This is a genomic window from Bacteroides uniformis (genome assembly GCF_025147485.1).
Classification (GTDB): domain Bacteria; phylum Bacteroidota; class Bacteroidia; order Bacteroidales; family Bacteroidaceae; genus Bacteroides; species Bacteroides uniformis.
This window is the reverse complement of sequence record NZ_CP102263.1, coordinates 2,015,249-2,027,697: the sequence shown is the minus strand read 5'-3', so window position 1 is coordinate 2,027,697 and position 12,449 is coordinate 2,015,249. Positions and strand designations below refer to the sequence as shown.

Genomic DNA, 12,449 nt, shown 5'->3' with positions numbered 1-12,449 from the left:
TCACAGTACTCCGGCACGTACCCGGCTCAGAGACTCGGGAGTCATTAACAGATAAGATGCTATGTGGTTGACTGAGGCACGCCGGGCTATCTCCGGATAATCCCTGACGAAGCGCGCATACCGCTCGCGTGAGGTTTCGAAACGCCAAGAGTCTGCTTTATATTGGGAAAGCATTAAAGACCCCTCCAATAAATGGCGAAGCAGACGGGCTATATGCAGATAACGCTCAGAGAGTTCGACCAGTCCTGCATACGAAATGCTCCAGATGACGCCTTCCTCCAGGGATTCCAGCTGAAGGCAATTACGGCGTCCGGTGAAAAGGCTGACGATACACATAGCGCCGTCACCGTCGCAGGCAAAGTTCTCTGTAATGTCCCGGCCTTCTTTGAAATAGAACTGGCGAAGCAGTCCTTTCTCTACGAAAACAATATCCCTGGCTATATCTTTCTCACTAATCAACAGTTCTCCTTTGTGCACCTCACGGCGTACAAACAAACCGGCAATGAGCTCCAGCTCCTCAGAAGGGAGTTCATGAAGGCGGCGGGTAAACCGCCGCGCCACTTCCATGTTGTTTTCCTTAGTCATCGATATAGGGAAAGGGATATGCCCCTATTTCTTCAGTTCTGCAAAATAGGTGTCCAGCAAGTTCTTGGCAGCCACAAAAGAAGTCAAGTTGCCCTGTAGCACTTGTTTTTCCTTGCCAGTCAGCATCGCTTCAATCTGCGGATTGTGGTAGAAGCTGTCGCGCAGCTGTTCGTTAATGGTCTCGTACATCCAGTATTTGCTTTGCTCATTGCGGCGGTATTCAAAATAGCCGTTATCTTTCACAAAGTCAATGTATTTGTAGACCATATCCCACACTTCTTTTACACCAAGATTATAGAAACCGGAATAAGTCAGCACTTGGGGTGTCCAACCGCTCTCCGGAGCCGGGAAGAGGTGCAGCGCATTACGGAACTGCGTTGCTGCCAGTCTGGCCCGCTCCAGGTTGTCGCCATCAGCCTTATTAATAACAATGCCATCGGCCATTTCCATGATGCCGCGTTTGATGCCTTGCAACTCATCGCCCGTACCCGCCAGCTGTATCAGCAGGAAGAAGTCTACCATAGAATGTACGGCAGTCTCACTCTGCCCCACCCCTACCGTCTCTACAAATATCTTGTCGAAACCGGCAGCCTCACAAAGCACAATCGTTTCACGCGTCTTGCGTGCCACGCCACCCAGCGAACCGGCAGAGGGACTGGGACGTATAAAGGATTTGGGATGAACGGAGAGTTTCTCCATACGCGTCTTGTCACCGAGAATACTGCCTTTGCTGCGTTCGCTGCTCGGATCAATGGCAAGGACAGCCAACTTGCCACCGTGTTCCTCCAGTACATGCAAGCCAAATACATCAATAGAGGTACTTTTACCGGCACCGGGCACACCACTGATACCCACACGGACGGAGTTGCCCGAATAGGGCAAACACTTCTCTATCACCTCCTGCGCCACAGCCTGGTGCTCCGGTTTCACACTTTCCACCAGTGTTACAGCCTGGCTGAGTACCGTAACATCACCTTTCACTATACCCTCCACATAGTCTGATACGGAAAGCTCGCGTTTCTTCCGCCTGGGACGGTTCTTCAAGTAAGGATTGACCGATGAAGGTTGCTCAATGCCTGCATTGACAACCAAGCCTTTATATGCTTCATTATTTTCGGGATGTTCCATGGCTATTTGTGAGTTATAAGTTATGAGTTATGAAGGACTTTACGACTTCTTATTGTTTTGCTTTAATGTTGATTTCAACTTTCGGCTGCATCGGGTCATTGGTAATCATCAGCAGACGCAGATGACGGCGCTTCTTGCCTATATTCTTCTTCACTACCGTTACCCGCAGGCGAGTGCTTTCACCGGGTTGCAATACACTCTTCTTGAGGTTAACTCCCACTGCCGGGTGGAATACCTGGAGCTTGTTTATCTGTAAAGGAGAACGCCCGGTATTGGTAATGGTAATATCCTGACGTGCTTTTGACTTCTTTGCCAATATCGCACTCATATCAACTTCTTTGGTAGAAAGGCTGATGGCAGGAGCATTTGCCTTCTCCACTTCCGTCATTCCGGAGAAATCCGGTAAAAGAATGGCAGAAACGGGAATCTCGTTTTCATCGCCCACCTTGTCACCGGAGAAGCGAGAAAGATAGACCGACGTTTGAGTCAGTCCGAGGCCAGTCAGTCTTTCCGAATTCAATGTAAGTGTAATCACTCCTTTTTCTCCCTTTTGCAAGACATTGGGCTCTACTTTTGTCTGCAAATAAGGAGGCAGATGCATCAGTACCGGTTCATAAGGACGGTCGGAAAGATTGACCACGCCGATATGAATCACCGGCTGCTCACCATGCTGAATATCGGGAAAGTCGAGGCTGTTCTTGTCAATACGTATCTGACCGATAAGATAAGGGTGCGTCTTGGTAAAGTCCTTGATTTCCTGTACTACTTCACCATTGAACTTCAAATAGACCAGATTGGGTTGCGCATTGCTGTAAATAGCCACGGATTTCTGGAAATGTCCCAATGCCTTGGCGTCAAAAGTCACATTTACTGTTCCTTTTGCCCCCGGAGCAATAGGCGTTTTTGTCCACTGGGCCACAGAGCAGGCGCAATCCGGCTCTACTTCTGTAAGCACTAAAGGCTGGTCACCCGTATTGGTGATGGTATATTGCACAGTCACGGGATGCTTCCATTCTATCTGGCCGAAACTGTACATCTCTGTATTCGAGGTAAAACGAGCTTGCGCTACAGCAGTCAATACCACACTTGCAAGCACATATAAAGTTATCAATATCCGCTTCATCTATTTTTCTTAATATCAAGATTTCCTAATTCTGCCACTCTCATTCAATATTAGTCGGACAAAAATAGGTGTTTTTAGCGAGAGTACCTAAAATAGCGGAGCGCAATTTGTACAAATTGCGCTCCGCTCCATACTCTATTGTTACTTTATTACAATTATCCCTCCCGCCGAATGCGAAGCATACTCCGGAGCATACGCACACTGTATCGTGGCCAGCCCCGTTTCGTATGTTCCGCCACGGGCTATGCGATAACTGTGCTCTAAGACATAAACGCCTTTGCCCAAATGGTCGAAGAAGAAATTGGTTGCGGCATCTTCCACTTCTGCATAATAACCGAGGCCATTACTCCAACGATAACCGGAAAGCGAGCCTATAGGTTCAAAGCAGGCACCCCGCTGGTCTTTCAACTGAACAAAATCCATAGTACGGTCCAAGCGGATAGTCAAACGGGCCACTATTTTATCACCGACGGATAATACGGTCCCTTCCGTAACCGGTTGCAAGGACTTGCTACCACCGGCCGATATACGCTCTACATAAAGTTTCTTCTCTACATTCAATTCACCCCCCTGCTGCTTTACATCAGATATGGGTGACAGATACTGGGCATAAACAGCTCCCCAGGCAATGCCTGCATCCCGTTTCTCTACGGTGACGGTTTTAGCTTTCAGCTCCGGACTTCCTTGAGCGAAGGTTTCCTTGACATAACCCAAACCCGGGATTATGGTCTTTGTAGGCGACAATGTTTCCAAAACTTTGTTACCTAACGTGATACGTACGTCTCCCCGACTTTCCAGCAGATTAGTACCTTGACAAAGCAATGCATAAACAGCATCAGCCGTTGCAACCGGAGAATTCCAACTGGTAGTCTGCTTCTGTTTCAGCAGCCAGAGTTTCATTTCCTCCACCAAAGCATCGTTGCCACCTGCCATACGCAGGGCTTCCATTACTTCCACATGGGCAGGGATGGGCAGCATACCCCAGTTATACGGATTTGCTTGGAAAGCAAAGTATGCACCCAGTTCATCCGTCTGTACCAGATGTTCCTTGAGGGAAGCGATGAATTCATTCGCCTCGGCTGTACGCCCTACTGCTTTCAGGATGATGGCAGACTGCGCCTTGCTGCTCATGGTTCCATCTTTAAGATTGGCACCTACTTTTGATAGGAAATAGCGGTAAGCCGCTTGATTGTCTGCCGGCACTTGTTCGCCGCTAAGGGCTATCAGATACAGATATGTCATTGCCGATTCGGAGTTGACAGTAATTCTAGCGCCATTTTTCTCAGCTTTACGGATATTGCGATATTCTTCCAAAGCCTGCAGATTCAAATAGCCGAAAGCTTTCTGCCGCATGGCGGCAACTTCTTCAGGCAGTTCATTTTTCGTCAGCAGAGGAAGACGAACAAGTAATTCTGTAATATAGCCAGTTATATAGCGGCTACCGGACATTCCCTTATACCAGCTCCATCCACCGTCTTCACCCTGCAATTCTTTCAATTTGGTAAAAGCGGAAAGATTGCGGTTATTCAGTTGGTTGATATCAAACAGCGTGGCAATACGTGCCTGCTGTTCGGCTTCAGTAGTAGCTTCCAGTACCCACGGAGACTCGCTGAGCAGGATATTCTTCACATCCTGATTCTTCTCCAACTGGCTGAGGAAGGTTTCTTTCGTGCCACCGGCAGCCTTCCAACTGTCAAATACAGTCTTAATGCGGGGCTGGCTGTTGGCAATGAAGCCTGCCAGACTATTGGCATACCAAGCTGTAGCCCAAGAAATGGCATTATCATTGGCAGGCAGGCTCAATGCCGGCAACGCTTGTACAGCATACCAAGCCGGATTCCCGGTAAATTCTACAGTCAGACGACGGTCTGTCGCTGTACGGCTATTACGGTTGAAAAGGCTGTCTAATGAGAACGTACGGGTCTCCTCGCCACGGATAGGCATAGCAAGCGTTTCCGTAATATACTCCTTATTACTTAATACGGGCAACAGATGCTGCTCGCCATCGCTAAACGTACCTCCATCGGCAACCATACGAATACCAAGCAAATCATAGCGGTCGGACACTTCGAAATGGAAGTTGACAGCAGTATTTCTTCCTGCTTCTACCAAGAATTTCTGACGTTGAGTAGCAATAACTTTCTCCGTCATAGGGTCGAACAGTGTGAATACTGCTGTTCCTTTCACCGCTTTACCCGTCAGATTGGCTATTGTTCCGGCTATCTGTATTTTATCTCCAACGCGGACAAACCGAGGCATATTCGGAGTCAGCATAAACTCCTTGGCAGTTACAACGGAAGCATCCAATATCCCAGTCAGCATATCCTTAGTATGTGAGTAACCACGGAAATTCCAACGAGTCAAGCTCTGCGGCATCGTAAAAGAAAACGCAAGCTCCCCTTGTTCGTTTGTACGAAGTTGAGGATAAAAAAAGGCTGTTTCGGCAAAGTTGGTGCGAAGCCCCTCAATAGGTTGCAAGGCCTCGCCAACCGGTATCGTTTCCGATTCAAAAACAACATCTTCCACCGCGTCTTCCGCTACTTGTGCAGGAACATATTTCACTTCAACGGCATTCCCGGATTCTGCTTTGGAAGCAAGCATCGGCTGGTTGGCACCACGTATTCTAAGATTACCGGTCAAAGAGCTATTCCGGGTAGTCCCATACCCCACAACACTTACTTCTTCCAAAAGCGCATTGTCTTCTACCATCACTATCCGCATCCTTCCATCCATATAAGGAGAACAGAAGTAGTCAAACGACCACACCGGAACCCTCCAAGCCTTCAACGGGAAATAAACGGAGAAGTAATTGCTATTATAACGGCTCGCACCACGGAATGCCCCATACAGATTATCCGGATAGAAAACCCGTAGTATCTGGTTACTCTTATAAATCTTATCCAGTGAAGCGTCGTACATCGTAGCCAACATCTCAGCCGCAGCAGGCATACCTTGAGGCGTCTTTATGACGAGCTTCCACTCTTCTTCCTGTCCGGGACGCAAACGGTCACGGAACACTTCCCATTTCATGTCGAGAGCACGTTCCGGCTCCCGCTTCTTCAGTTCAACCTGATGACTGTACATCTCGCCAGCTTTCACAAAACTGAAAAGAATGGTGATTCCCTTGCCATATGCTTCCTTATAAGAGAATTCCATACGAATAATAGTATCATTCAACTGCAACACACGGCTTTCAATGCGTTTTCTGTCACAAAAGACATCCATCAGCACATATGCATCCCGATAAGAAGTCCCCAAAAGAAAAGCGGCAGGGTACTGTACATCAAATTCCTCATTTTCTTTATAATAAAAGAAATCTGTAAACGCAGCCGGACGCTTGTCACTCTTTGAAAAGAGCATGAAACTGTCACTGCCATATGCCCCGTTATTCTCTTCACGTCCCAAACTATCACGTACAGAAAGTTTCAAGCGATAGTTACCTGAAGGAAGCTTGTTCCAAGCCGAAAAATCCTGGAGCCGATTGGCTGTGAAGGTACCCTCCAATACAACATCATCCAAGGGTTCAGAACCTGCAATATTCCTTGCCCCATTTTGTTCTGCAAATGGATAAAGGCAATAGGAACCTTCAATGTGCTGAGGAATATTCATTACATTATTCACTCCAAAAGTGAAAAGCATACTATCTTCCTTACAAACATATTGAGGCAAGCGAATATCAAAGGAATAAGCCTTAGGACCTGCCAACAAGTTATACGAAGCGGATTGCGTTTCACCGGCCTCATCCGTCACCACCGCCTCCACATGATAAGTATACACACTCCCATACCCGTCTGTATCTACAGCCGGAGCTTCCAAAGTCAAGGGTATGGAAAAATCCCCGTTGGTATCCAATTGTATGGTGTCAGACAATAATGGTTTATCAGCATTGCTCCAATAACCAGGTCTCGGATTCCGGCGAGTCACCGTATATGCCAATGGCACATCCTGCACCATCATGCCATTGAAGGCCTTGACATTTCCTTTCAACACAACCTTGTCACCCAGCCGATAAGCTTCCGAAACCGGAGTGAAGGCAATCTCGAACGTAGGTCGCTTGTACTCCTCTACCCTAAAAGTGACGGTAGATTGAGTCTCTTTGGTTCGTATGCTGAACATGCCATTCAGGCAAGCTGCCGGAAGTACAAACTCCGTAGCAAAAGAGCCGAAATCATTGGTCCGCCCCTTCCTGGTGGCAAGTTCCTTGCGGTTGGCATCCAACAAGACAAGCTCATAATCAACTCCTTGTAGTACCTGGGCGCTATCACTATTCTGCTTGTAAGCTATCCCTTTTACATGAACGGTCTGCCCGGGACGATAAAGCGAACGGTCTGTCAGCAATGCCATCTGCCTCCAATCTGTATCCTTAATACCGTAATAAGGATGATTCATATAAACGTTCTGCGGCATCATGGCTGTGTCTCTGCCTTTACGCGCCACATAACTTCGGATTTCACTCTGCCAGGGTAATACAGCTTTCCCCCCGGCATCAGTCAGTACCTCTGCCATCGCTTTTCTATTCTTCTCATCATAAGAAGAGTAGAAACTCACCTTGGCACCAGCAATCGGCTGTCCACTACGGGCATCCAATGTAGCCACTTCCATACGGTTGTCACCCAAATCCAATGTCAGCACCTTGAAGCGGGTAGATACCAGAAATTTATCATCTGTACGGGCCGTTTCAGTATCAGGTACTATTTGAAGAATATAGACTCCCGTTTCCCGAGGAATCATGAACTTAAATACAGTGTCCGAGGCAAGATAAGGGACATCTTCAGGCAATTTATCCTTGCCTGGCAACGGCTTTAAGCCAAAATGCGTGGAAGAAAACTTCCGGGCATACTTTCTATAAGTATCTTTATTTATACCATGGTCCATCCAAGGTACTTCACTTAAAGTAGTGGTATATAAGTTGAGAGTAAAGCCCTCGACATTACGATAATGCAGCCTCATATTCACCGAATCGCCGGGATAACCGCTTTCATTCATAGTCAAAATGAGTTCAGGCTGTAAAATCTGTTCACGGATATTTTTCAACTCATTGATACGCTTATACGCAGGATAGCGCTTCAAGCCTTCTTCACAGACTTTTAGAGCCTCATCAGCGCGTTTCGGTTCCAAACGGCGCAGGTGGTTGGCTTTATGAATGTAAACCTCGGCACAAACCTCTCGTGAACCGTATTCCTTTATCAATTTATTCAAAACCTCAAGATATTCCCGATTAGCCTTTTCCTGACGCATTCGGAAAGTAGGATAAGGCTGCTGGCTGATACCACCGGTCAACTTCCAGTTCCAATAATCAAGAGAACAGAGCAACATAGCATCTTCCGAACCGGCACGACGGCGATAAGCATTCATCATATCCAGATAAATCCTTTCGATACGGGTCTGTACCAAAGAATCCACGCTGAAACCATCCAGCTGCCGATAAGCATCAACAGCACGGCTTACCAATAGATGGTACATATCGTGCCCATAGAACCGGCTACCGTCTTCCAACACCACAAAAGGCACATATTGTTCTGCAGATGTATTGAGCAAGCGGATGGAATCCTGCAAGGATGCACGGTTACACCTATCTATTTTATCCACAAACTGGCTGATACTCCACTCACGGATATCTTCTGGAACCTCGTCAACAGTCAGTAAAGTACGTGACAGCAAGACACGGCGATTCTTCCGCATCAAGTCAGCATATTCATATGCCAACAAAGAATGTAGAATAGCCTTGTTCACCGGATTCCTCTCCGATTGTGCCCAAGATTCCATATATTTCAGACTGGAGTAAAGGCTGTCCGGAGTCAGCCCCTCTTGATAAGTCTCCCTACAAATGTAGGCTTTCAACATTTGCGGAGCATTCTGCTCTTGCCGACCTTTCCGATAGATTTCATCAGCCAGTTTTATCACTGTTTGAGGCAGGCTTTTCTTTTGAGCCTGCTCCACCTGCTTCCACAACTTATCGTACGTCTGCGCATACAATGCCGAAGCCCCAAATGTAACCAGCAGCAACAATATGCTACAAATTCTTTGAATTACTCTCATAATTATTCGTTTGTTAGTCTTTGTATTAATAACAAAGGAAGTGAATAAAGTTCAAACAAATGTACTTTTGGACATAAAAAATCTTATTCTACTCCTACAAAAAAACAAGGGATATGTTTGCAAACATATCCCTTGTGCTATACTTAAATGTTAGTGTACTCACATTTGGAGGCTATAATATCTCATTGCCTCCATCCAATTCTTACCAGCTGCGGTAAAAATGTGCTTAAATGAATTTGCAATCTTCTTTTTCATAATCTTAAAAAATTAAACTAATACCTGAAAACTAAAATTCAATACTTCACGAAAGGGGGGGGGAATGCTTAAAGCATTACGTAACCCCAAATGTTCTTATCGGCTTCGCCGACATGCTTAAAAAAACTCTTTAACATTTTCATTTTGTTATCCTCCTAAAATCAATCTTGTTATCCTTAAAAAATCTACTAGTTTTCTATTGTTTTCATGTTTTACAACACAAAAATAGAGCCTTTGTTCAAGATAACAAGCAAAAAACGGATAGAAAACATGTTTTATAACACATTTCTTGACTTAGGTCAATTTTTAGGGAGAAAGTGCAAGGATATTGACATACCATTGTAATAAGTCTGGGACATTCTGGCAGAAAGAGGACAAACTGTCACAGACAAAAAAGGCAGGATACTTAATAAAGCACCCTGCCCCTATTCATAACATAAAGTATTCTCTACTTTTCAGGAGTCTGCTCCAATGTAGCCACCAAGAAATCATAGAACTTGGAAACAGTAGGAATTAACGCACGCTCGTCCGGTGAATGCGGAGAACGCAAAGTGGGACCGAAAGAAATCATATCGAGTCCTGGACAATTGGCACCAATAATACCGCATTCCAGACCTGCGTGAATAACCTTCACGGCAGGTTCCACACCAAACTGCTGCTTATAGGACAGCTTCATGGCATGCAGTATAGGAGAATCCACATTAGGCTGCCATCCAGAATAGCCACCACTCAATTCCACCTTCATACCTGCCATAGCGAAACAAGCTGTCAGGCTGTCTGCCAGGAAATCCTTCATCGTATCGCAAGAACTACGCGCCAAAATACGAACTTCGGCCTTACCGTCTGCAATGATTACGATAGCCAAATTGGAGGAAGTTTCTACAGTATCGGGAACAGTAGGAATCATACGCATCACACCATTCTGGCAAGCCATCAACACGTTAATCATATTATCCTGGATTTCTGAAGGAACAACGGCAGTGGGTAGAGTTACCTCTTCTATACTCAGGGTAATACCACTTTCAATCGGAGCATATTCGTCATTCAGTTGTGCCTCGTATTCCTTCATATAATCTTCCAAACCGTCCATATCCTCAAGATTGAACACCAATACTGCATGTGCTTCGCGAGGGATAGCATTACGCATATTACCACCTTCAAAACTTGCCAGCTGGGAGTCAAACTCAATCAGCAAATCATGTACGATGCGTGCCAGCAATTTATTGGCATTACCGCGCCCTTCACTGATTTCCAAACCGGAGTGACCGCCACGCAAACCTTTCAGCGTAATCTTACGAGCAACGAAATCGGCCATAGGCGTCTCCTCCTTATATTCCAAAGTAGCAGTAATATCAAGACCACCGGCACAGCCGATATAGAGTTCGCCTTCGTCCTCAGAATCAAGGTTCAGCAGAATTTCCCCTTGCATAGTTCCGGGTTTCAAACCGAATGCACCATACATTCCCGTTTCTTCATCCTTGGTTATCAGAGCTTCCAATGGGCCATGCTTCAAGTTATTATCTTCGAGCACCGCCATAATGGCAGCTACTCCCAAACCATTATCTGCTCCCAGCGTGGTTCCTTTGGCTTTCACCCAATCACCCTCAACATAGGTTTCAATGGGATCTGTTGTAAAATCGTGAATAGTATCGTTGTTCTTCTGAGGCACCATGTCCATATGCGCCTGAAGGATGATGCCTTTGCGATTTTCCATACCCGGAGTGGCAGGCTTACGAATAATAACATTGCCGACCTCGTCGACAAATGATTCCAACCCCAAGCCTTTTCCAAAATCAATAAGGAATTTGGTAATCTTCTCCATATGTCCTGACGGACGGGGAATCTGGGTCAGTGAATAAAAGTGCTTCCATACATTCTGTGGAGCTAACTGTAAGATTGTACTCATAATTCTAAAAAGTTAGTTTTCGCAAATATAACGGTTTATTCCCGGAAAGTACAATAAACCGGGATTTTTCTAAAGTACTAAATCATCAGCTATCTTAAACATGGCTTTTACATCTTCACATATTGCGATAGAACATCTGCACCTAATATAGCTACCATATTTAGGAATTTCTCCCACTTCTATATCCAAGCAACAATATCGTTTAAAGAAACCAATCTTCCAACAACCTTTAGGCTTCAGTACTTATAAGGAAGTACTGAAGTACTTGCAAAGAAGTATTACAGTACTTTTAAAGGAGTACTCTCTATAAGTACTGTCTCTGTCCTCTAACACAAGAAGTGACAATATAGGAACCCACCACAAGAAACGTCTATTTCTTTGCCCTATTCGCCAATGCCAGGTGCAACGACCCGTAGATGCCTAACACTATCACCAGCAACGTCTGTATGCCATGCACTATCAGAGCAAATATACCCGCATCCGTAGCATTTACCCCATAAAGCATCATCATAGTGATGACAGCAAAGTGCCAGGGTCCTGCCCCGTTGGGCGTGGGAACAATGACTGCAAACGTTCCGCCGACAAACATCACCAGCCCGGCAAGGAAACTAAGGTGCTCCGTAAACTGGAAGCAATAGAAAGTTATATAGAAATGATAGAAATAGCATAGCCAAATAAGTAAAGTGTAAAGAACAAACAAAGGCACATTCTTCACATTCTTAAGCGACATCACACCTTCCCATATATTCAAGACTACTCCCTTTACCTTTTCAAAAAAAGAAAGCATACGCAACAGAAAATAGAGAAGTACCAAAACACCAATAATAGAAAAAAGAGCCACATAAAACCAAGGGGAAGTCACAAGATGCACCAGCGAAGGAATCTTGGTGCCCGTCTCCTCGAAAAAACGGAAAAAGACAGGCATCTGCGCCAAAAAAGTAATCCCCGTAATCAGCAGAATGCAAAGCGTATCTACCAACCGCTCCGTCACCACCGTCCCCAGGGACTTTGCAAAGGAAACATTATCATATTTGGCAAGTACTCCACAACGCGAAACCTCTCCCACACGGGGCAGTACCAGATTGGTGGCATAAGATACAAAAATGGCATCAACGCAATCGCTTGTTTTGGGATGAGCATCCAGCGGCTCCAAAGTCTGCTTCCAACGCCAGCCTCGTAACACATGGCTCATCACACCGAAGAACAAGGACAACAACATCCACCACCAGTTCGTCTGATGAAGGAGAACTTCTTCTGCCTTTGAAAAGTCAAAATCACGATATACCCAATAGAGGATAAAACCACCCAATAAAATGGGTAAGATGATTTTCAACGTCTTTTTTAGCAGCTTATTCATACGATATTCCCAAATTCTTCATTCTTCATTCTTCATTCTTCATTGAAAAGAACTAC

The 12,449-nt window shown here is 45.6% G+C and carries 6 protein-coding genes; all 6 read right to left on the bottom strand.

Annotation, left to right across the window (positions count from 1 at the left end):
• Positions 1 to 585: a Crp/Fnr family transcriptional regulator gene (locus tag NQ510_RS07715; RefSeq protein WP_005824006.1), complete on the bottom strand. Its 585-nt coding sequence runs from the start codon at positions 583 to 585 to the stop codon at positions 1 to 3.
• Between the two features lie 24 nt (positions 586 to 609).
• Positions 610 to 1,713 (bottom strand): methylmalonyl Co-A mutase-associated GTPase MeaB, encoded by a 1,104-nt coding sequence (gene meaB / locus NQ510_RS07710; protein ID WP_005824008.1) that lies wholly within the window; start codon positions 1,711 to 1,713, stop codon positions 610 to 612.
• A 49-nt stretch (positions 1,714 to 1,762) separates the two neighbouring features.
• Positions 1,763 to 2,836 carry a DUF1573 domain-containing protein gene (locus NQ510_RS07705; protein WP_005824010.1) on the bottom strand — a complete coding sequence of 358 codons (1,074 nt, stop codon included), beginning with the start codon at positions 2,834 to 2,836 and terminating at the stop codon, positions 1,763 to 1,765.
• Between the two features lie 141 nt (positions 2,837 to 2,977).
• The gene (locus NQ510_RS07700; protein ID WP_005824012.1) at positions 2,978 to 8,875 is read right to left on the bottom strand and encodes an alpha-2-macroglobulin family protein; all 5,898 of its coding nucleotides are present in this window, start codon (positions 8,873 to 8,875) and stop codon (positions 2,978 to 2,980) included.
• A 703-nt stretch (positions 8,876 to 9,578) separates the two neighbouring features.
• Positions 9,579 to 11,036 (bottom strand): aminoacyl-histidine dipeptidase, encoded by a 1,458-nt coding sequence (locus NQ510_RS07695; RefSeq protein WP_008665648.1) that lies wholly within the window; start codon positions 11,034 to 11,036, stop codon positions 9,579 to 9,581.
• Between the two features lie 370 nt (positions 11,037 to 11,406).
• Positions 11,407 to 12,393 carry a lysylphosphatidylglycerol synthase transmembrane domain-containing protein gene (locus tag NQ510_RS07690; protein ID WP_005824021.1) on the bottom strand — a complete coding sequence of 329 codons (987 nt, stop codon included), beginning with the start codon at positions 12,391 to 12,393 and terminating at the stop codon, positions 11,407 to 11,409.
• Between the last annotated feature and the right edge of the window lie 56 nt (positions 12,394 to 12,449).

Coding starts and splice junctions, on each gene's coding strand:
- NQ510_RS07690 (WP_005824021.1), bottom strand. CDS start 12,393: ATGAATAAGCTGCTAAAAAAGACGTTGAAAATCATCTTACCCATTTTA.
- meaB (WP_005824008.1), bottom strand. CDS start 1,713: ATGGAACATCCCGAAAATAATGAAGCATATAAAGGCTTGGTTGTCAAT.
- NQ510_RS07705 (WP_005824010.1), bottom strand. CDS start 2,836: ATGAAGCGGATATTGATAACTTTATATGTGCTTGCAAGTGTGGTATTG.
- NQ510_RS07700 (WP_005824012.1), bottom strand. CDS start 8,875: ATGAGAGTAATTCAAAGAATTTGTAGCATATTGTTGCTGCTGGTTACA.
- NQ510_RS07715 (WP_005824006.1), bottom strand. CDS start 585: ATGACTAAGGAAAACAACATGGAAGTGGCGCGGCGGTTTACCCGCCGC.
- NQ510_RS07695 (WP_008665648.1), bottom strand. CDS start 11,036: ATGAGTACAATCTTACAGTTAGCTCCACAGAATGTATGGAAGCACTTT.